Annotated in this window: 23 protein-coding genes; 10 read left to right on the forward strand and 13 right to left on the reverse strand. The window is 69.9% G+C overall.

Going from position 1 to position 19676, the window contains the following annotated elements; all coding sequences use genetic code 11:
• Positions 1-281: 281 nt before the first annotated feature.
• Complete coding sequence (locus PS467_RS27230) at positions 282-1211, forward strand: IPT/TIG domain-containing protein (RefSeq protein ID WP_311037448.1); 930 nt, start codon at positions 282-284, stop codon at positions 1209-1211.
• Between the two features lie 132 nt (positions 1212-1343).
• On the opposite strand, the gene PS467_RS27235 is transcribed toward PS467_RS27230, so the two are convergent.
• The 3 genes from PS467_RS27235 to PS467_RS27245 form a co-directional block, all read right to left on the reverse strand.
• The gene (locus PS467_RS27235) at positions 1344-2222 is read right to left on the reverse strand and encodes a patatin-like phospholipase family protein (protein ID WP_311037449.1); all 879 of its coding nucleotides are present in this window, start codon (positions 2220-2222) and stop codon (positions 1344-1346) included.
• Positions 2223-2292: 70 nt separating this feature from the next.
• Positions 2293-3219 (reverse strand): oxidoreductase, encoded by a 927-nt coding sequence (locus PS467_RS27240; RefSeq protein WP_311037450.1) that lies wholly within the window; start codon positions 3217-3219, stop codon positions 2293-2295.
• Positions 3220-3260: 41 nt separating this feature from the next.
• Positions 3261-3704, reverse strand: a complete 444-nt coding sequence (locus PS467_RS27245; RefSeq protein ID WP_311037451.1) for an ester cyclase — start codon at positions 3702-3704, stop codon at positions 3261-3263.
• Positions 3705-3889: 185 nt separating this feature from the next.
• Between PS467_RS27245 and PS467_RS27250 the strand changes: the two genes are divergently transcribed.
• The gene (locus PS467_RS27250; protein ID WP_311037452.1) at positions 3890-4564 is read left to right on the forward strand and encodes a TetR/AcrR family transcriptional regulator; all 675 of its coding nucleotides are present in this window, start codon (positions 3890-3892) and stop codon (positions 4562-4564) included.
• 63 nt (positions 4565-4627) lie between these two features.
• On the opposite strand, the gene PS467_RS27255 is transcribed toward PS467_RS27250, so the two are convergent.
• On the reverse strand, positions 4628-5182 hold the full coding sequence (locus PS467_RS27255) for a TetR/AcrR family transcriptional regulator (RefSeq protein WP_311037453.1): 555 nt from the start codon (positions 5180-5182) through the stop codon (positions 4628-4630).
• A 202-nt stretch (positions 5183-5384) separates the two neighbouring features.
• On the opposite strand from PS467_RS27255, the gene PS467_RS27260 reads away from it, so the two are divergent.
• Positions 5385-5642, forward strand: a complete 258-nt coding sequence (locus PS467_RS27260) for a hypothetical protein (protein WP_311037454.1) — start codon at positions 5385-5387, stop codon at positions 5640-5642.
• Between the two features lie 21 nt (positions 5643-5663).
• Here the strand turns inward: PS467_RS27260 and PS467_RS27265 are convergent, their stop codons facing one another.
• Positions 5664-6227 (reverse strand): TetR/AcrR family transcriptional regulator, encoded by a 564-nt coding sequence (locus PS467_RS27265; protein WP_311037455.1) that lies wholly within the window; start codon positions 6225-6227, stop codon positions 5664-5666.
• A 121-nt stretch (positions 6228-6348) separates the two neighbouring features.
• On the opposite strand from PS467_RS27265, the gene PS467_RS27270 reads away from it, so the two are divergent.
• The 3 genes from PS467_RS27270 to PS467_RS27280 all read left to right on the forward strand — a co-directional run bounded on the left by PS467_RS27270 (position 6349) and on the right by PS467_RS27280 (position 9980).
• Entirely contained in the window at positions 6349-7329 is a 981-nt protein-coding gene (locus tag PS467_RS27270; RefSeq protein ID WP_311037456.1) for a LysR family transcriptional regulator, read from the forward strand.
• Between the two features lie 165 nt (positions 7330-7494).
• Positions 7495-9000 (forward strand): aldehyde dehydrogenase family protein, encoded by a 1506-nt coding sequence (locus PS467_RS27275; RefSeq protein WP_311037457.1) that lies wholly within the window; start codon positions 7495-7497, stop codon positions 8998-9000.
• A 14-nt stretch (positions 9001-9014) separates the two neighbouring features.
• Entirely contained in the window at positions 9015-9980 is a 966-nt protein-coding gene (locus PS467_RS27280; protein WP_311037458.1) for an amidohydrolase family protein, read from the forward strand.
• Positions 9981-10030: 50 nt separating this feature from the next.
• On the opposite strand, the gene PS467_RS27285 is transcribed toward PS467_RS27280, so the two are convergent.
• Positions 10031-10588 (reverse strand): TetR family transcriptional regulator, encoded by a 558-nt coding sequence (locus PS467_RS27285; RefSeq protein WP_311037459.1) that lies wholly within the window; start codon positions 10586-10588, stop codon positions 10031-10033.
• Positions 10589-10712: 124 nt separating this feature from the next.
• Between PS467_RS27285 and PS467_RS27290 the strand changes: the two genes are divergently transcribed.
• Positions 10713-11627 (forward strand): SDR family oxidoreductase, encoded by a 915-nt coding sequence (locus PS467_RS27290; RefSeq protein WP_311037460.1) that lies wholly within the window; start codon positions 10713-10715, stop codon positions 11625-11627.
• A gap of 12 nt (positions 11628-11639) precedes the next feature.
• Here PS467_RS27290 and PS467_RS27295 read toward each other — a convergent pair whose 3' ends face one another.
• Genes PS467_RS27295 through PS467_RS27305 form a run of 3 tightly spaced genes read right to left on the reverse strand, consistent with a single transcriptional unit; the run spans position 11640 to position 12913 of the window.
• Positions 11640-11840 carry a DUF397 domain-containing protein gene (locus PS467_RS27295; RefSeq protein ID WP_311037461.1) on the reverse strand — a complete coding sequence of 67 codons (201 nt, stop codon included), beginning with the start codon at positions 11838-11840 and terminating at the stop codon, positions 11640-11642.
• Between the two features lie 10 nt (positions 11841-11850).
• Positions 11851-12051, reverse strand: a complete 201-nt coding sequence (locus tag PS467_RS27300; protein WP_311037462.1) for a DUF397 domain-containing protein — start codon at positions 12049-12051, stop codon at positions 11851-11853.
• 1 nt (position 12052) lies between these two features.
• Positions 12053-12913 carry a helix-turn-helix domain-containing protein gene (locus tag PS467_RS27305; protein WP_311037463.1) on the reverse strand — a complete coding sequence of 287 codons (861 nt, stop codon included), beginning with the start codon at positions 12911-12913 and terminating at the stop codon, positions 12053-12055.
• Positions 12914-13065: 152 nt separating this feature from the next.
• Between PS467_RS27305 and PS467_RS27310 the strand changes: the two genes are divergently transcribed.
• Positions 13066-13557 carry an ATP-binding protein gene (locus tag PS467_RS27310; RefSeq protein WP_311037464.1) on the forward strand — a complete coding sequence of 164 codons (492 nt, stop codon included), beginning with the start codon at positions 13066-13068 and terminating at the stop codon, positions 13555-13557.
• An 18-nt stretch (positions 13558-13575) separates the two neighbouring features.
• Here the strand turns inward: PS467_RS27310 and PS467_RS27315 are convergent, their stop codons facing one another.
• The gene (locus PS467_RS27315; RefSeq protein ID WP_311037465.1) at positions 13576-14244 is read right to left on the reverse strand and encodes a hypothetical protein; all 669 of its coding nucleotides are present in this window, start codon (positions 14242-14244) and stop codon (positions 13576-13578) included.
• A gap of 203 nt (positions 14245-14447) precedes the next feature.
• Between PS467_RS27315 and PS467_RS27320 the strand changes: the two genes are divergently transcribed.
• Positions 14448-15098 (forward strand): hypothetical protein, encoded by a 651-nt coding sequence (locus PS467_RS27320; protein WP_311037466.1) that lies wholly within the window; start codon positions 14448-14450, stop codon positions 15096-15098.
• A gap of 111 nt (positions 15099-15209) precedes the next feature.
• On the opposite strand, the gene mctP is transcribed toward PS467_RS27320, so the two are convergent.
• From mctP to PS467_RS27335, 3 genes are all read right to left on the reverse strand, one after another.
• Positions 15210-16823: a monocarboxylate uptake permease MctP gene (mctP, locus tag PS467_RS27325; RefSeq protein ID WP_311037467.1), complete on the reverse strand. Its 1614-nt coding sequence runs from the start codon at positions 16821-16823 to the stop codon at positions 15210-15212.
• A complete protein-coding gene (locus PS467_RS27330) occupies positions 16820-17080 on the reverse strand; it encodes a DUF3311 domain-containing protein (RefSeq protein WP_268974341.1) in 261 nt (86 codons plus the stop codon). The genes mctP and PS467_RS27330 overlap by 4 nt, the downstream gene beginning before the upstream one ends.
• A gap of 242 nt (positions 17081-17322) precedes the next feature.
• Complete coding sequence (locus PS467_RS27335; protein WP_311039971.1) at positions 17323-18117, reverse strand: GntR family transcriptional regulator; 795 nt, start codon at positions 18115-18117, stop codon at positions 17323-17325.
• Between the two features lie 286 nt (positions 18118-18403).
• On the opposite strand from PS467_RS27335, the gene PS467_RS27340 reads away from it, so the two are divergent.
• Positions 18404-19675 (forward strand): extracellular solute-binding protein, encoded by a 1272-nt coding sequence (locus tag PS467_RS27340; protein ID WP_311037468.1) that lies wholly within the window; start codon positions 18404-18406, stop codon positions 19673-19675.
• Position 19676: the final 1 nt, after the last annotated feature.

The following is a 19676-nucleotide window of genomic DNA, read 5'->3' on the forward strand; positions in this document are numbered from 1 at the left end:
CTTGAGCGACGCCGATATGCGTGGATAACTGGAAAGTGGCCGCGCCAGGCTGCCTCATACCTCGCCGGCCACCCCAGGAGCCGGGCGTTCCGCCCCGTCGCTCCGCCTTCACCGCGCACCGCTCCCGCGCCCCGGCCGGCCGCCGGCAGCTCTCCGTTCCTCCGGCGCCGGTCTGCCTCAACCGCGCGGTGGCGATGAGGCGTTCACCAGCAGTGGCCCATGGCGTCGGCCTGCCGTCGGCGTCGCACAGGGCATCCGACCCTTCCCCAGGAGGACCGACCATGACCTCGACCGCACTCGCAGCCGCCACCCCGACCGCGGGCTACTGGCCACCGACCCCGGTGGGGCCGCCGACGCTGCTCGCCCTGGTCCCCGACTCGGGGCCCGCCGCCGGTGGGAACTACGTCCGGCTGTTCGGGCAGAACCTGCGTGGTGTCACCGGTGTGTCCTTCGGCGGCACCGCCGCCACCATCGTCTACCAGGACTACCCCGGCGGGGGTTGGGGCGACGGGGGCGGTTGGGGCGGCGGGGGTGGCTGGGGTGGCGGCGGCTGGCCCGGTGGCGGCGGCAGTCCCGGCTACGACGTCATCGTGGTGATAGCCCCGCCGCATACGGCCGGGACCGTCCAGGTCACCGTCACCACCGGCGCCGGCACCAGCAACTCCCTGCCGTACACCTACGTGGCGCCGCCCCCGCCCGCCGCCGTCTCCATCACCCCGGCCGTGGGCCCGACCACCGGCGGCACCGTGTACGTGATCAACGGCACCAATCTGACCGGCGTCACCAGCGTCACCTTCGGCGGGAACGCCTCGAACATCCTGGCCATCAACCCCGCCGGCACCAGCCTGGTCGGCGTCTCCCCGGCGGGTCCGCCCGCAGGTGGCAACGTCACCGTCGCGGTCACCGGACCCGGCGGCACCAGCACCATTCCCGGCGGCTTCACCTACTTCGTCGCGCCGCCCCCGCCGGTGCCCACCGCCATCAATCCCGCCACCGGGTCCGTGGCCGGCGGTACCGCGTTCACCATCACCGGCACCAACCTCGGTGGCGTCCTGGGCGTGCTGTTCAACGGCGCTCCCGCCACCGGCGTGACCGCCACCGCCACCACGGTCACCGGCATCACCCCGCCCGGGACGGCCGGCAACGCGACCGTCACCCTGGTGACGGCCTTCGGCACCGCCACCGTCCCCGGCGGCTTCACCTACGTCTGACCGATCACGTCCGACCGACCCACCGCGGCGGTCACCGGGCCTCGTTCCCACGGCCCGGTGACCGTCCGTCGGCGCCCAGGACATCCCCACTACGACGACGATCCCCTGCGCTGACAGCCGAGTGGTTGTCCCTCACCGCAGCGCCGCGACCTGCTGGGCAGCCCTACGGCCGTCGTCCAGGCCGATCTGGGCGGCGCGGGGGCGCAGTCGTTGGTCGAGAAGTTCTCCGGCGACTTCGGTGAAGTCCGGGCCGTCGGTGATCCTCACGATGCGTAGTCCCTGTCGTTCGAGCTCGTCGAGTTCCGCGTCTTCGGCCATGTTGGCGAGTGCTCCCGCGCGAGGGCCGATGAAGATGAAGGCGTCGAGGTTCTTCTCCTTGGCCAGTGCGGCGGCGCTGGGGAGGCGGGGGGCGTCGCAGTAATGGGCGCCGTCGAATGGGACCGGTGGCAAGAAGCCGGGTACGGCGCAGGATGAAGCGACGGCTGCGGGCAGATCGATGCCGTCGCTTCGCGTCCACAACACGGTCTCGCCGGTTTCACAGCGCACGCTGGTGATGCGCAGGTCCCCCTCCGGCCAGACGGAAAGCGGCAGTACGGACCGCCACAGGTGCATGGCCGCGTCGTGGTCCAGGTCGCGTGCGGCGGTCATGGCGAGATGGCCGATGGCGCGCGCTCGCTCGATGCTCGGCCCTTCGGGGGAGAGCATCAAGCGCATGATGTCCGGTGGAACCGCGCTGGTGCCGCCGCTGGTGTCAGTGGTGGTGCCGGAGGTTGGTTCGGGCACCGGTGCCAGTGACGTGAGCAGGGCGCCGCTTTGTTCGGCGCGGGCGCGCTCGACCAGGTCGACGCCGCCCATCGCCATCGCCGCGACGTAGGCGCCGGCCGATGTGCCAACGGCGACCGAGCAGGCCGAGAGGGTGAATCCCGCGTGCTGGCGCAGGGCGGCGAGTACACCGGTCTCCCAGGCGATGCCGACCCAGCCGCCTCCGCCGAGGATCAGTCCGGTGTTCATGTGCAACTCCTTGCGTGGGTGGGGTGTTGGCCGAGGGGCATGTGCTCCCCACGTGCCAACTGTTGGGGGTCTACGGGGCTGTTTCGGTGCCGGGGTCGAAGGGGACGCCGGTGAGCTGTTCGCTCACCGTCCACAGCCGCCTGGTCTCATCGGTGTCGTTGACGCCTTTGGGGAGCTTGGCGAGTTTGGGGGTGCCGGAGGTCTGGTCGCGTCCGGCCGGGCCGATGAATTGTCCGGAGCTGACGTGCGTACTGGTCGCTGCGTACAGGAGGGGCCAGGCGGCACCGTCGGCCGATCCCATGAACAGGCGCGCGGCGACCGGGGTGACGATGCGGCTCAGTGTCCCGGTGCCGTGCTGCTGCAGTCCGGTCATCGCCGATCCCGGGTGGACGACGAGTGCCGCGAGGCGGTTGTGTGTGGTCCGGCGGGCGAGTTCGAGGGTGTAGACGATGTTGGCGTGCTTGGACTTCGCGTAGGCGCCCATGGCGCGGTAGCTCTTCTCGCTCATCAGGTCGTCGAGTCTGCCCATCGGCCATCGTGCGGCGATGGCGCTGACGGTGATCACGCGCGGTGCGGCGGAGCGGCGTACGGCGGGCCAGACCTGGGCGTCGAAGGCGAAGTGGCCCAGGTGGTTGGTGCCGACCGTCATCTCGAAACCGTCGCGTGTCAGCTGCCGCTCGGGCAGGTTCATCACGCCGGCGTTGTTGAACAGCAGGTCGATCGTCTCGGTCTCGGCGATGCGAGTGGCGGCGTCACGGATGGAGGAGAGGTCGGCGAGGTCGAGCCGCAGTGTGTCGGTCCGGGCCCCGGGTGCGGCGGCGCGCACGGTCTGGGCGGCCTGATCCAGTGTGGTCTGGCTGCGTCCCGCCAGGATGACGCGGGCGCCGTGCCGGGCCAGGACGCGCGCGGTCTCCAGCCCGATTCCGCTGCTCCCGCCGGTGATCAGCGCGGTGCGGCCGCTCTGGTCGGGGATGTCGTCAGGCGTCCAGTGGTTCATCGCTGTGCCTCTCTGCCGGTTCGTTGTGTCCTGTGCGCGGGTCATCCGGCGCTCGGAAGGGTCGTGATGCCGAGTTGGAGAAGCAGTCCGAGGATGTCCTCGGTGAAGGTGGCTTCGGCGATCTTGTGGTTTTTGATGCGGTACACGCCGGTGCCCAGCCATTGGGCGTACTTGCCGGTGGGAGCGGTGCCCATGAATGCGCCGGTGTGGGTGCCGCTGTTGGTGAACAGCAGCACGACGGTGTCGCCCTGCGCGACGGCCTGGATGACGTCCAGGCGCATGCCGGTGAAGGCGCCGGCGGCGTTGGCCGCCATGAAGTTCTTGTAGGCGTCGATGCCGTGGTACTCGCCCAGGCTGCCGCCGCGCCAGATCATGTCGTCGGCCCAGAGCTCGTCGATCGTGTCGAGGTTGCCTCCGTTGACGACTTCGTCGACGAAGCGCCTGACGACCGCGATGTTCGCTTCGGTGCTTGAGGCGGGGCTCATAGTGTTCTCGCTTTCAGGGGGTGCTGTGGCAGCCCCATGCATAAGTAGAAAGCTACTTACATTGCTGCATGAAGCGGTCCGGCCGGCGGCCGGATGCCTGGCCCAGGCGGTCTTCCGTGGCGCGTCGCCAACGTAAGGGACCGGTGGTCTGATGTCAAAAGACCGGCAGTCTGTAATGTGGAGGCATGGCGAACTTCCAGCGTGCCCGCAGTGAGGAGCAGCGCGAGATCCGGCGCCAGGCAGTGCTGGACACCACCGCAACCATGCTCGAGGAGATGCCCGCCGGTGCCGTCAGCCTCAATGAACTGAGCCGCCGTGTCGGACTGGCGAAGTCCAACGTGCTGCGCTACTTCGAATCCCGCGAAGCGATCCTGCTGGAGCTGCTGGACCGCGCCTGGCGGCAGTGGATCGCCGACCTGCCCGCCCTCCTCGACGCCGGCATCGACCAGGCGGCGCCCGTGGACCGGCGCACGGAGCAGTTCGCCACCGTCGTGGCCCGCTCCCTCGCCGAGCGCCGGGTTCTGTGCGACCTGCTGAGCGCACAGGCGGGCGTGCTGGAGCACAACGTCTCCGCCGAGGTGGCCGCCCGCTACAAGCGCGCGGCCGTGGCCAACGTCGTCGCCATCGCCACGCTGACCGGCCGCTACCTGCCCGAACTGGGCGAGGACGCCCCGCAGCTGACCGCAGCCATGATCATGGCGATCGGTGCCGTATGGACGCACGCCCGCCCCTCCGAGGCGATGCTCGCCGCCTACCAGGCCGACCCGTCACTCACCGCGTTCAAGCTGGACTTCGTCACCGCCCTGCAAGACATGCTGGCCACCCTCACCGTAGGCACCATCGCCCGCACCTCCTGTTGACCCACCCATGGTGGAGCGACGTTGCGGACAACACGGCCGTCAACCGCCTCGCGGCCCAGGCCGTCACAGAGCGGTGAGGGCGCGCACCGTCGCCACGATCGCGCGACGCCGCACGTCGTGCGCCGTGCCGGGCTCGGGCACCGGGGACGCGTCCGAGCCCAGCAGGGAGAGGTGCACCACCAGGGCCAGCAGTTCCTCGGCCGGCAGGGCCCGCGTGGTCCGCCCTGCCTCCTGGGCCGCCACCAGCTTGCGGACCTTCTCGCCCTGGGCTGCGACGATGCGTTCGGGGAGCTGGGTTGTCGCCCGCTCGAGCCGGTACCAGGCGGCCAGCCGGACCACCTTGGGGTGGGCCTGGTGGTGATCGAAGAGCGCGCCGGCGTACTCCGCGAGATCCTCGGGCGTGATCGGAACGGCATCGACCGACTCGGCCGCGAGCTCGCTGAACACCGCGTCGAACAGCCTGAGTTTGTTGCCGAAGTACCGGTACAAGAGCGCGCTGTTGACCCCCGAGGCGCCGACGATCCGCTCCACACGGGCGCCCGCGATACCGTGCTCGGCGAACTCCTCACCGGCTGCTTCCAGCAGGCGTCGCCTGGTCTCTCGAGCGTTTCGTGCCATGCCGCCATCCTAAGGAGGCCCCCCGAAGGGCGGTCTCGCGCAGGCCCGTCAGCCACGCGCGAGCTGACCTACGACGGACTGCGCGCCGCCGAGGCCAAGGGCAGCACGGGCGTACTTCTACGAATTCGAGTGGGACTCCCCGGCCAGTGGCGGGCGGCTCGGCGCGGCCCACGGCCTCGAACTCCCCTTCGTCTTCGACACGTTGGAGACCGTCAGCGGGCCAGGAGGTTGGCTCGGCACCAATCCGCCGCAGGACCTCGCCGACCGGGTGCACGGCATCTGGCTGCGGTTCGCCACCGACGGCACGGTGCCGTGGCCGCGGTTCGACCCCACGACGCGGATCGTGCACCGGCTCGCCCAGGGGCGGTCCGCCTCGGAGGCCCCGCTGCCGGCCGCGGCCTTCGTCCCGCCGCCGGCCGCGCATCTCCCGGCCGCGCCGTCCGCCACGAACGTCTCCTGACGTCCGTGCGCGGTACCGGTCCTAGGTTCCCGCGCCGCCCTCGAGGGAGCCGGAGAGGAGGACCGCGATCGCGTCGTCGACGATCGCGCGCGCCTGGTCGATCGTCGCCCGCCGGGACGTCACGAGCGCGGAGGCGCCCTGAACCGTCGCGGACCAGAGCAGCGTCAGCCGGCCGACCTCGTGCTCGGCGAACACACCGGCCGCCACTCCGGCTCGGATGACCTCGCTGACGGTCACGAACAGCCGCTCCGCCGCCTCCTTGACGGCGTCCGGAGGGTCGTTGACCTTCGCGGCGAACATCAGGTCGAGCAGCGCGGCATCGCTCACCGCGAAGTCCAGGCCCGCTCGGGCGGCCGCGCGAAGGGTCTCCCGGTAGTCACCCCGCGCCTGTGCGGCGGCCGCGGCGATCGCGTCGGCCAGTCTGCGGAAGCCTCGTTCGGCGAGCGCGTCGAGCAGGGCGTTCCGGTCGATGAAATGACTCCGGGGGGCGCCATGGCTGACGCCCGCCTCCCGCGCGAGCTCCCGGAGCGACAGCGCGTCGATCCCGCGCTCACGGAGCACGAGCTCCGCCTGATCGAGCAGCACCGCACGGAGGTTCCCATGGTGAAACGGCCGTACGGACATATGTGGAGGCTACCGCATATGGGCATTGCCTACGTCCGGTGCCCGGGGCAGGCGCGTGATAAGCCAGCGGGTGGAGGTGGAGGTGACCGAGGATGCGACGGACCCGACGGACGTGCGGGGTGGTCCCGACCGCGGTGAGCGGCGGCCGTCCCGTGATGCGTTGTTGTCGTCCGGACTGGAGTCCACACAGTTGCAGGCGCTGCACGCGCTGTTGACCGAGCGCAGCGTCACCGGCGCCGCGGCGCGGCTCGGGCGCAGCCAGCCGACGCTGTCGAGTGCGCTGGCCCGCTTGCGCCGGCATTTCGGGGACGAACTGCTCGTCCGTTCCGGCAACACCTACCGGCTGACCCGATTCGCCGAGCAGTTGCGCCCGCTCACCGCCACCGCGGTCGCGGCGGTGGACCGGGTGTTCGCCGCGGAATCCGAGTTCGTCCCGGCGACGACCCGCCGGACGTTCAGCATCGTGTCCTCGGACCATGGGATCGGTACGGCCGGTGCCCGGCTGGTCGGCAGGGTGGCGGCGGAGGCGCCGTACGCCTGTGTGCGGTTCGTGCCGGTCACCCGGACCACGATCGGCCATGACGACGAGTACCTGCGCACCGTCGACGGCTTGTTCATGCCGCATGGCTACCTGGAGCTGCCCCGCTCCATCGACCTGCACAGCGACCGGTGGGTCTGCGTGGTGGCCGCGGACAACGCGGCGGTGGGTGACCGTCTCACCATGGAGGACCTGCGGACGCTGCCGTGGATCGCGACCTTCGCCCACCGGCTGGGGCGCGTCCCGGCGTGGCGGCAGATGGAGTTGCTGGGGGTCATCCCGCGGGTGGTGGCGGTGGCGGAGTCCTTCCTGGCGGTTCCGCAGCTGGTGCGTTGTTCCGGGGCGGTGGCCCTGCTGCCGGAGAAGGTGGCGGCGCTGGTCGCCGCCGGTCCCGGCTTCCGGGTCCTGGACTGCCCGTTCGACGTCGTCCCGCTGGTGGAGGCGTTCTGGTGGCATCCGGTGCACGACCACGATCCCGGACATCGCTGGCTGCGCGGCTGCCTGCGGGAGCTCGCGACCTCCTGAGGACGCCACGACATCGCTATAGACGACGTCTATGCGCGGCATGCGGAAGACTGGCTTCCTTTTGGGTGTCGGCGGCAGCACCCTGGAGTGCGTCGCCGGGGACGGCGCACGGGCCGCCCCGGCCGCCCCGACGCGGAAAGCCGCCCCGGCCCGGAAAGGAGAGCTGTGACCCCTTCGCCCGACCATGAGATCGCCCGCTACCGATGGTCCTCCGGTGACGAGGCCGACCGCTTCACCGTCGACAACCCCGCCACCGGATCGCCGATCGTCACCATCCAGGGAGCGGGGGAGAAGGAAGTCGACGCCGCGGTGCGTGCCGCGTACCAGGGACACCTGGCCTGGAAGGCGCGACCGGCACATGAGCGCGGCAGGTACCTGCGCGCCATCGCCGTGGCCATCGGGGAGCAGGCCGACGAGATCGCCCGGCTGGAGTCGAGCGACAACGGCAAACCGTTCAGCCAGGCCCGCCGGTTCGATGTCGAGGCCGCGATAGCGATCTTCGAGTTGTTCGCCGGACTCACCACGGCGATCCCCGGCGCGGTGCGTGCGGACGGCCCGCTGCTGGACATCACGACGTTGGAGCCCTACGGGGTGATCGCCGCGATCGTGCCGTTCAACTGGCCGCCGCTGCACACGGCGGGCAAGCTCGCCCCGGCGCTCGCGGTCGGGAACGCGGTCGTGCTCAAGCCACCGGAGCAGGCCCCGCTCTCGGTGCTGAAGGTGATCGAGATCGCGCAGTCGGTGCTGCCCGACGACATCGTGCACGTGCTCCCCGGGCGCGGGCCGGTGGGTGCGGCGCTGGCCGGGCATCCCCTGGTCAAGAAGATCTCTTTCACCGGCGCCCCGGCCACCGGCACCGCGGTGCTGAAAACCGCCGCCGACCACCTCACGCCCGCGCTGCTCGAGCTGGGCGGAAAGAATCCGCTGGTCGTCTTCGCCGACGCCGACCTCGACTCGGCGATTCCCTGGATCGTCGAGGGCGGCTGGTTCAACCAGGGCGAGGCGTGTACGGCGGCATCCCGGGTGCTGGTCCAGTCGAGCGTCTACCAGCAGGTGGCCGAACGGGTCGGCGACGCGGTCCGGCGGCTGAAGGTCGGGGACGGGGCGGACCCGGACACCCACGTCGGTCCGCTGGTCACGCCCCAGCAGCAGCGCCGCGTACTCGACTACATCGACCTCGGCGTGGCCGAGGGCGCCACCCTCGCCGCGCAGGCCGAGCTGCCGGACGACCCGCGCCTGACCGGTGGCTACTACGTGCGTCCGACGCTGTTCACCGGGGTGCGTCCGGACATGCGCATCGCTCAGGAGGAGATCTTCGGCCCGGTGGTCACCCTGATCCCCTTCGAGGACGAGGCCGAGGCGGTCCGGATCGCCAACGAGACCGAGTTCGGGCTCGTCGCGGGCGTGTTCACCACCGACTCGGAGCGATCGATCCGGGTGAGCCGGGCGATCGAGTGCGGAATGGTGTTCGTCAACCACTACAACCGAGCCTTCGTCGGCACCCCCTTCGGTGGCATCGGCGCCAGCGGCCACGGCCGTGAGCACGCGCACGAGACGCTGCGGGAATTCGGCTACAGCAAGAGTCTGCGCCTGCCGTCCGGCGATGGCCCGATCCCACGCTGGGCACCGTCCCTCGACGTCACCGACGGTGGCATCCGCGACGGTTCGTGAAGGAGGCGCGAAGGATGGACGACATGGTGCCGGCCGACGGCTGGGTGGACGTCCACGCCCACTTCACACCGCCGATCACCGAACACGAGCGGACGGCACGCTGGGAGGCGATGCGCGCGCAGTGCTTCCTGGCTCCGCGGCCGCACCACTGGAGCCCGCGGTCCGCCCTGGACCACATGGACCGCACGGGCATCGCCATGCAGATGCTCAGCAACATCCCGAGCACGCTCGCGGAGCTGCGGGACTCCAACGACTACGGAGCGCAGGTCGTCGCGGAGCACCCGAGCAGGTTCGGTCTCCTCGCGGCCCTCCCCACCGATGACCCCGAGGCAGCCCTGGCCGAGATCGAACGGGCCGGGTCGGACCTGCACGCCGATGGATACGCCGTGAGCGCCGCCTACAACGGCGTGTATCTCGGGGACGAGCGGCTGGAGCCGGTGTGGGCCGAACTCGACCGCCGCCGGGCCGTCGTCTTCGCGCATCCCAACGCCTACGCCCCCGCGGTGCTGGGACACCCGGTGCCGTTGGTGGAGGTCGCCTTCGAGACCGCGCGCAGCGTCGTCAACATGCTCTACGCGGGCGTGTTCCGCAGGTACCCCCATCTGACGCTGGTCCTCGCCCACGCGGGCGGCGCGCTGCCCGCCCTGTCCGGACGGCTGCGGCTCCTGGGCGCGGAGCCCTGGGTGCCGAACCCCCACGGGATCACCCGCGACGAGATCCGCCGGCACCTCGGCCGTCTCTATCTCGACACGGCGGCCTCCGGCGCGGACTCCCACCTCGCACCGGCCCTCACCATGGTGCCGCGCGACCACCTCGTCTACGGTGCGGACTGCGGAGTGCCGTGCAGCACGGACGCGACGATGGCCGCCAACATCGAGGCCCTGCGCCACTCCGGGGTCCTCACCGGCGACGAAGCCGACCGCCTCGGACGCCGTGCCCTGGATCTGTTCCCGGCCGCCAGGCGGCGCCGCGGACATTGACCACGCGGGAGCCGCCGCATGCCCAGCCGAGGTGGGCCGCGTCCCGGTTGTCAGCGGCAGAGGGCGCGCAGATCCTCGAAGGCTTGGCCGAGATGCGCGTCCAGGCTCTGCGAGGGGTCGTCGATCCACGCCTGGGCCGCGTGGTGGAAGGTGGCCCAGCCGGTCTGAGCGGCCAGGCGGGCCGGCCGGTCGGCCACACCGCGCTGTCGCAACGCTTCCGCCAGGGCATCGGCGAGTGACGCGCCCTTGGCCAGATCGCGTTCGCGCAGCGTAGGCGTCGCCGCGATGATCTCCAGCCGGGGTTCGGAGAACGGCCGGTTCTCCTCGAGGATCCGGCCGGCCTTCCGGAAGGCGCACAGCAGCACGTCGAACGGCCGCAGACCCTCGGGCGCCTCGGCCACCTCCTGCGTCAGGGTGGCGCGCAGATCGGCCTCGCCGTCGAAGAGCACCTCGCGCTTGTCCGGGAAGTGCCGGAAGAACGTGCGCTCGTTGACACCGGCGCGGGCGGCGATCTCGGCCGTCGTGGTCTTGTCGAATCCGCGCTCCCGGTACAGCTCCATGGCCGCCTGCTGAAGGCGGCGGCGCGCTTCTGCTCCGCTCCGTGGCACGCCGTGAAACTACCACATATGTCAGTGACTGGCGCTACTTGACGTCAGTCACTGGCGCTACTTAATGTCAGCGACTGGCGCTAAGTAGTGCCAGTCACTGGCGTTAAGTGGAAGTGAGAGCCTCATGCATGTCTTTGTCACCGGTGGTTCCGGCCTGACCGGCCCCACCGTCGTCGCCGAGCTCGTCGCGGCCGGCCACACCGTCACCGGCCTGGCCCGCTCGGACACCGCCGCCGCCCGGCTGGAGTCGCTGGGCGCCACACCGCACCGCGGCTCCCTGGACGACCTCGACAGCCTGCGCGGCGGCGCCGAAGCCGCCGACGGCGTCCTGCACATGGCCTTCGGCGGCGACTTCGCCGACCCCGACGACATGATGCGGCGCGATCGGACCGCGATCGAGACGCTCGGCCAGGCGCTGGCACACTCGGGCAAGCCGTTCGTCAGCACCTCCGGCACGCTGGTCATGCCCGCCGGCCGGGAGAGCACCGAGCAGGACGCGCCCGACCCGGCCGGGATCGCCGGCTTCCGCATCCCGGGCGAGCGCGCCTGCCTGGAATTCGCCGCCCAGGGCGTCCGCGCGAGCGTGGTCCGGCTCGCCCCCACCGTCCACGGCCCCGGGGACTACGGCTTCATCGGCAAGCTCGTCGCCACCGCCCGGAAGACCGGCGTGTCCGCCTACGTCGGCGACGGCGGCAACCGGTGGCCCGCGGTGCACCGGCGCGACGCGGCGATCCTGTTCCGCCTCGCGCTGGAGAAGGCACCGGCGGGCAGCGTGCTGCACGGAGTGGCCGAAAGCGGCGTCCCCTTCAGGCGCATCGCGGAGACGATCGCCCGCGGCCTCGGCCTGCCCACGGCCTCACTGACCCCCGACGAGGCCGCCCCGCACTTCCACAGCCCGTCGCTGGCCACGTTCTACGGCTTCGACGGACCCGTCTCCAGCGCCCACACCCAGCAACTGCTCGGCTGGTCCCCCACCCACCCGACCCTGCTCGACGACCTGGAACACGGCGACTACCTCACCACGCCGCCGTCCTCCTGATCACCTCACGCTCTACGCTGCGCCGAGGTGGTCGAGCCGTCCCGCCTTGGCGCTGCGTATGAGGGCGGCGAGGGCGGTGGGGGTGGTGGTGAGGATGGTGTCGGGTTCGTCGCTCTCGCGGAGCCGGATGGTGGCGTTGTTGGGCGCGGAGACGTAGAGGCAGTTCGCCCCTTGGGAGCTGTATGAGGACTTGCGCCATCGGTGGGTGCGCATGTGCTCCGCCCTATGCCTTGCCGAGGTGGTCGAGTCGTCCTGCTTTGGCGCTGCGTATGAGGGCGGCGAGGGCGGTGGGGGTGGTGGTGAGGATGGTGTCGGGTTCGTCGCTCTCGCGGAGCCGGATGGTGGCGCTGTCGGGGGCCGAGACATACAGGCAGGCGTTGCCTTGAGCGCTGTACGAGGACTTTTGCCAATCGCGGGTGGACAACTTATTTCCCTTTCAGGGCTCGGATGATGCTCTGGATCAGGTCGCGTGACTTCCGCTCGGTGAGGGCCACCGCCTCCATGCGATCCAGCACGATGCGGTAACTCTCCAACTGGGCTGGGGCATCAAGCAGTTCGGAGCCATGCTCCGTATCCAGCTGCACGGTGTCCAGCTGTGGGACGGGACCGACCGCGTACAGGATCGACTGGCCCGAGCCGGGGAAGGAACCCGCATCGAAGGGAATTGCCAGAACCTTGATGTGGTCATGCTCGCTCATGTCGAGGATGTGCTGTAGCTGTCCGCGTGCGACGTCCGGTCCGCCGAAGCGCATCCGCAGGGCGGCCTCATGGACAATCGCCGTATACGGCGTGGGCTTGTCCCGATAGAGGATGGCCTGCCGTTTGACGCGATGCGATACGCGATGCTCGATGTCCGGCGGGGACAAGGGCGGTACGGCCTGCCGGAAGATCTCACGAGCGTGGTCGACGGTCTGGAGTAGACCAGGCATGTGCGCGACGTAAGCCGTGCGTAGCTCCACGGCGTGGTGTTCCAGCTCGGCCAGATCGAGCAATCCGGTGGCGAGGGTCTCCCGGTACTCTTCCCACCAACCGCGCTTGCGCTCCACCGCCATGTCCACGAGGGCGGCAATCAGCGCCTCGTCCGCGCAGCGGTAGTTCCGTGCCAGCGCCCGCAGCCGCTCCGCGCTGACTCCGAACCGGCTCGCCTCGATGTTGCTGATGGTCGTCTGATTGGTGCCGAGCAGCCGCCCGGCCTCGGTGGACGACAGACCGGCGCGCTCGCGAAGTCTGCGCAGCTCGGTGCCGAGGCGGAGTTGGCGCGCGGTCGGAACACTTCTCTGAGGCATTCGCCGATTCTCTCTGCTCACGCGCAACAGGCGCGTCACTCACACGAGTGGTATCCCAAGCACTTCTATCCATGCCGTCGAATACCTTATGCGGACAGGGCTACGGTGTGTGCCCGGACACCGTCCAACTCCACGCACAAACCGGAGACTTCATGCCCACCGCAGCAACGGAAAACCCCTGGTCCTACTCACTCCGCCTGCCCCATGACCCCCGTGCCGCCGCCATCGCCCGGATCACCCTCCGTGCGGTCCTGGCGCGCCACGACATGGGCGCACTCGCTGACCCCGCGACCCTGCTCACCAGCGAGATGGTCACCAACGCGTACCGCCACACCACCGGCCCGGCCGAAATGCGTATCCGCGCCGTGGAGGAGGGCCGGCTGCGGATCAGCGTATGGGACACCAATCCGGACATCCCGCCGCCCTTCGACAAGCCCCCGGCCCTCTTCGACCGCTCGTCCGCCCTCGCGGAGGCCGCCGCGAACACCGAGGCCACCTATGGGCGCGGACTCCTCATCGTCCGGATCTGCGCCGACAACTGGGGCGGTTACGCGCTCGCCGACGGGCTGTTCGGCAGGAGCGGCAAGCTGCTCTGGTTCGAACTCGACCCGACGCCCTGCGACGCCTTCGGGTTCGCCGCCTGACGAGGGGACGTGCCGGTGTCAGGCCGGGGTGAGCGCCGGGGGGAAGTCCAGGTCCGGCTCGTCGTATGAGCCGCTGTATCCCTGCTCCTCCTCCTGCTCCCGCTTCTCCTCCGGCCAGCTGGGGTCCATCGCGCAGGACGATGTGCTGACGAAGCCGGAGAGCCGCTGGTATTCCGGTTCCCAGGTGACGCTGATCGCGTAGCCGCCGTCGCGCTCCGCTCCTACGCTCCACTCCTCGATCTGCTCGTTCTTGCCGTACTCCGTGATGTGCCATCCCTTGGCCTCGAGGCGGTCGCGCACCCCGCGCAGGGCGGGGAGCGCGACCGCCTTGCGCACCTTGCTCAAGGTCCACTCCTGGTACAGCCGGTACGCGCCGTCCACGGGCGGGTCGCCGATGCTGAACAGGCCGTCCGGGTAGCAGTCGTTGGACCCGTAGGTGTTGTTGGTGAAGACGTCGACGTAGCCGCCTTCGAGGGTGCGGTCGATGCCGAGTGCGGCATAGGCGTCCTGGGAGTAGCCGGAGAGCCGGCGCGCCGTCTTCTTCGGGTCGACGTCGGGATAGGTCGAATCCGTGCTCGCGTACGCGAGCAGGGCCATGGCCACGGCCACGACAAGGAGCAGCACGCTGGCGCACCCGGTTCCGCACCCGCCGCGGCTCTTTCCGGCGGAAGCCTCGCTCTCGGTCATGTACCGGACAGTAGGCCGCGGCCCCGGCGGGCCGGATCCGCGCGGCCGCTCAGTACGGCGTAGGTACCCGTACTCATACGAACGGGCCTCCGCGCACCGCATTAGCCGTCATTAGCGGTCCGTTAGCAGAACGCCAATCCGGTCTTCGAAACTAAAGATCGTCCGGCAACGAGCCGAGAGAACAGAGCAACAGGAGCACCACGATGAACACCGCCACCAAGCGCTTCCGCGGCCGCGCCGGCCGCCGCATCGCCGCCGCCCTCGTCGCCGCCGCGGCGCTGGGCCTGGGCGCCACGGCCTGCGGTCCTGACGACTCCGAGTCCGCGGGTTCCTCGAACTCCTCCGCCTCGGCCTCGGCCTCGGCCACGAGCGGCTCCTCCTCGGACAGCTCCGGCTCGCAGGGCCAGGACAGCGGCAGCACCGGCGGCGGGTCCGCCTCGAACGGCGGCGGGTCCGCCTCGAACGGTGGCGGGTCCGCCTCCAGCGGCGGCGGGTCCGCCGCCACCAGCGGCGGGTCGGACGCCACCGGCGGCGGCGTCGCCAACGCGGGCAACCACCGCACGGTCGTCGGCAAGCTGCAGTACCTCGCGCCCGGCAAGCTGATCGTCCATCCCGACGACGGCAGCACCGACCAGGCGTTCTACGTCTCCAACGCCACGCAGGTCCTCGGCGCGGCCGCGATCTGCGGTGAGGAGTCCGGCCACGTGGCCCTCGGCGAGGACGGCTACGGCACCACGAAGTGCACCGTGGACGATCTGGAGAAGGCCGCGAAGACCGGCAGCGTGACCGTCCGCGTCACCATGAGCACCAAGTCCGGCGGTGCCGAGACGGTCGAGGAGAAGTACCACCCGTAAGCCCCCGCACCCCGCACCTCGCGCCACACGAATGGGCCGCCGGCTCCCGCGAGGGAGCCGACGGCCCATTCGCCGTCAAGCCGTGCAATCCGCGCGGCCCGCCGCCAGGCGTCAGTGGCCGCCCGGGGACCCCGCCGTGGCCGGCGGGAGGTCGGCCTGGACGCCCGGGTCGCCCACGTCCGCCTTGTAGTCGGCGGCGGTGGTCTCGTCGATGCCGTCGGGGGCCTTGACCGCGCGCAGCACCAGCGTCAGCACGACGGTCACCAGCACGTTGAGCACGATGGCCGTGAAGCCGATGTAGCCGATCTCCCCGATGCCGGGGATGTCCGCGGTGTTGCCGAAGTGCTTCTGGGTGCCGCTCGGGGTGTCGTACGCCTTCCACGTTCCGTAGATCATGCCGACCGCCCAGCCCGCCAGCAGCGCCCAGCGGTGGAACCAGCGGGTGAACAGGCCGCCGACCAGGGCCGGGAAGGTCTGGAGGATCCAGATGCCGCCCAGCAGCTGGAAGTTGATCGCGACGGTCTTGTCCATGCCCAGCACGAAGATCAGCGCGCCGACCTTCACCAGCAGCGAGACCAGCTTGGAGACCTTGGTCTCCTCCTCGGCCGTGGCGTTCGGCCGCAGGAAGTCCTTGTAGATGTTGCGGGTGAACAGGTTCGCCGCGGCGATGGACATGATGGCCGCCGGGACGAGGGCGCCGATGCCGATCGCGGCGAAGGCGACCCCGGTGAACCAGTCGGGGAACATGTTCTCGAACAGCTGCGGGATGGCGAGCTGCCCGTTCTCGACCTTCACCCCGGCCGCGATGGCCATGAAACCGAGCAGCGCCAGCAGCCCCAGCATCAGCGAGTACAGCGGCAGGATCGTGGTGTTGCGGCGGATCACCTCGCGGCTGCGGCTGGAGAGCGTCGCGGTGATCGAGTGCGGATACATGAACAGGGCGAGCGCCGAGCCGAGGGCCAGGGTGCCGTACGCCCACTGGCCCTCCGCGCCGGGCGCGATCGCGCCCGCGCCGGCCTTCGTGAACTTGTCGCTCGCCGCGCTGAAGATGTCGTCGAAGCCGCCCAGCTTGATCGGGATGTAGATGATCGCCACCGCGATGACGATGTAGATCAGCGTGTCCTTGACGAAGGCGATGAGCGCGGGCGCGCGCAGACCCGAGGAGTAGGTGTACGCCGCGAGCACGCCGAAGGCGATCAGCAGCGGCAGGTCCTTGATGAACCAGTTGGTGTTCTCCCCGCCGCCGACGCCCATCACGTCCAGCACCGCCTGGATGCCCACCAGCTGGAGGGCGATGTACGGCATGGTGGCGAGGATGCCGGTGATCGCGACGGCCAGCGACAGCCCCTTGGAGCCGAACCGGCCGCGGACGAAGTCCGAGGTGGTGACGTACCCGTGCTTGTGCGACACCGACCACAGCCGGGGCAGGAAGGTGAAGATCAGCGGGTAGACCAGGATGGTGTACGGGACCGCGAAGAAGCCGGACGCGCCCGCCGCGTAGATCGCCGCCGGGACGGCGACGAAGGTGTACGCGGTGTAGAGGTCGCCGCCGAGCAGGAACCAGGTGATCCAGGTGCCGAAGCTGCGGCCGCCCAGTCCCCATTCGTCGAGGTTGTTGGCGTTCTCGGCGGCGCGCCAGCGCGCGGCCAGGAACCCCATGACCGTGACGGCCACGAAGAAGATGATGAAGACGGCGAGTGCGACGCCGTTCACGCCGTCGTTCATGCCGAGTCGCCTCCCTTGCGCGCCCGCTGCTCACGGCGGACCAGGACGTAGGCGACCGAGGTCAGCGCGGCCGAGACCGGTACCCAGGCCATCTGGTACCAGTAGAAGAACGGAATCCCGATGAGGGTCGGCTCGACCTTGGAGTACGAGCTGACCCAGAGCATCCCGACAAAGGGTGCGATCAGGCACAGAGCGGCCACGACGCGCGTAGGCGTGACGACCGGTCTCCTGCCCGGTGTAGTGGAGGTGTCTGACATGTGGCGGGCTCCCGTCCCCTCGGCTCATCACCTGCGTTACAGCTGATCATTCGTGTAATGCGCAGGAAATCTAAGCCCGTGGCTGGGCAGCCGTCACTACTTGTCCGTATATCGAAATGAGAAAGTAAGCCGGTGAGCGGTGCGGCGCCGGTCGGAGGTGCGGCACACCCGCGGGGCGGCCGGCCGGAGGTGCGGCGCACCCCCGGGGTGATTCAGCCGTGCGGCCGCGATCCCGGGGCGATTCAGCCGTGCGGCCGCTGGAGCCGGGCCACGAATTTGTAGCGGTCCCCGCGGTAGACCGACCGCACCCACTCCACCGGCTCCCCGGACGCGTCCCGCGAATGGCGCGAGAGCATCAGCATCGGCAGCCCCACATCGGTGCCCAGCAGCCCCGCCTCGCGCGGGGTGGCCAGCGAGGTCTCGATGGTCTCCTCGGCCTCGGCCAGCCGGACGTCGTAGACCTCGGCCAGCGCCGTGTAGAGCGAGCTGTATTTGACCAGGCTGCGGCGGAGCGCGGGGAAGCGCTTGGCGGACAGATGGGTGGTCTCGATCGCCATCGGCTCACCGCTGGCCAGCCGCAGCCGCTCGATGCGCAGCACCCGCCCGCCGGCGGCGATGTCCAGCAGTCCGGAGAGCCGGTCGTCTGCGGTGACGTAGCCGATGTCCAGCAGCTGGGAGGTGGGCTCCAGGCCCTGGGCCTTCATGTCCTCGGTGTACGAGGTGAGTTGCAGCGCCTGGGAGACCTTGGGCTTGGCCACGAAGGTGCCCTTGCCCTGGATACGCTCCAGGCGCCCCTCGACGACCAGCTCCTGGAGCGCCTGGCGCACGGTGGTGCGCGAGGTGTCGAACTCGGCGGCCAGGGTGCGCTCCGGGGGGACCGGGGTGCCCGGTGGCAGGGTCTCGGTCATCTCCAGCAGGTGGCGCTTGAGGCGGTAGTACTTCGGGACGCGCGCGGTGCGCGCCCCGCCGGAGCCGTTGCCGCCGCTCTCGGCCGTCGTGGTGGCCGCCGCTGCCGCCGTTGCCCCGTCGGTCTCCATCGCGCGCCCTTCCGACTCCTGGTCCGCCACTGTCACCGGCACCGGCGTCCGCCGCCGTCGCCCGCGTCCGCCGCCGTCACCGGTCCTTTGAAAAATTCAGCGCCTCACATCGTGGCACGGTCCCGGCTCCGGGCGACCGTTCGGTCCGGATGTCGGGAAGTGTCGGTCCGGTAACGGAGCCGAGGGTGACTCTTATACACCCTTGACACCCCTAAAGGTCTAGGCCAAGCTGCGGGCACTGGTCTGGACCATTAAACCCCTCATCCGGCCATTTGAGGAGAGTGCTGTGAAGCGTGGGCTCATAGCGGCGACGGGTGTCGCGGCAATGCTGGTATCCGTCGCGGCCTGTGGGTCCGGCGACGATGACGACAAGGCCGGAGCGGACGGTTTCAAGGGACAGACGCTGACCGTCTGGGCGATGGACGGCTCCACGCCGGACGGTTGGACGAAGGATGTCAAGGCCGCTTTTGAGAAGAAGACCGGCGCCAAGCTGAAGTTCGAGATCCAGCAGTGGAACGGCATCCAGCAGAAGGTGACCACCGCGCTCTCGGAGTCCGACCCGCCGGACGTGCTGGAGATCGGCAACACCCAGACCCCCTCCTACGCGCAGACCGGCGGCCTGGCCGAACTGGGCGACCTCAAGAAGTCGATCGGCGCCGACTGGTCCGAGTCGATCAACAAGTCCGCGGTCTACGACGGCAAGCAGTACGCGGCGCCGTGGTACGCGGCCAGCCGGGTCGTCCTCTACAACAAGAAGATCTGGGCCGAGGCCGGGATCAAGGACACCCCCAAGACCCGTACCGAGTTCTTCCGTGACCTCGACGCCATCAAGAAGAAGACCGACGCCGAGCCGATCTACCTCCCGGGCCAGAACTGGTACTTCTTCGACGGGCTGACCATCGGCACCGGCGCCGACCTGGTCAAGAAGGACGGCGACAAGTGGGTCTCCAACCTCGCCGACCCCAAGGTCGGCAAGGCCATGGACATCTACAAGCAGTACCAGTCCTTCAGCCAGGCCCCCAAGGACAAGGACGAGGCCACCCCGCAGCAGGGCGAGGTCTTCGCCAAGGGCAAGACGGGCGCCTTCATCGGCATGGGCTGGGAAGCCGGTGTCGCGATCAAGGCCAACCCGAAGATCGAGAAGGACATCGGCTACTTCACCATCCCGGGTGAGACCGCCGACAAGCCCGAGGGCGTCTTCCTCGGCGGCTCCAACCTCGCCGTCGCCGCGGGCAGCGACAAGCAGGAACTGGCCAAGGAGTTCCTGAAGATCGCGCTCAGCGACACCTACGAGGGGCAGCTCGCCAAGGAAGGCGGCGTGCTCCCCAACAAGGACTCGCTCCAGGACCAGCTCAAGGGCAACGCCGCCGCCCAGGCGGCCGCGCCGGCCACCGCGAGCGGCGGCACCACCCCCCTGATCCCCGAATGGGCCGCGGTGGAGAACGCCCCGAACCCCATCAAGACCTATATGACCGCGGTGCTGAACGGTAAGGCGCCGGCCGACGCGGCCAAGTCGGTCGAGGACGAGATGAACAAGCGCCTCAGCCAGGAGCACTGAG

It is taken from the genome of Streptomyces luomodiensis (genome assembly GCF_031679605.1).
GTDB classification, from domain to species: Bacteria; Actinomycetota; Actinomycetes; order Streptomycetales; family Streptomycetaceae; genus Streptomyces; species Streptomyces luomodiensis.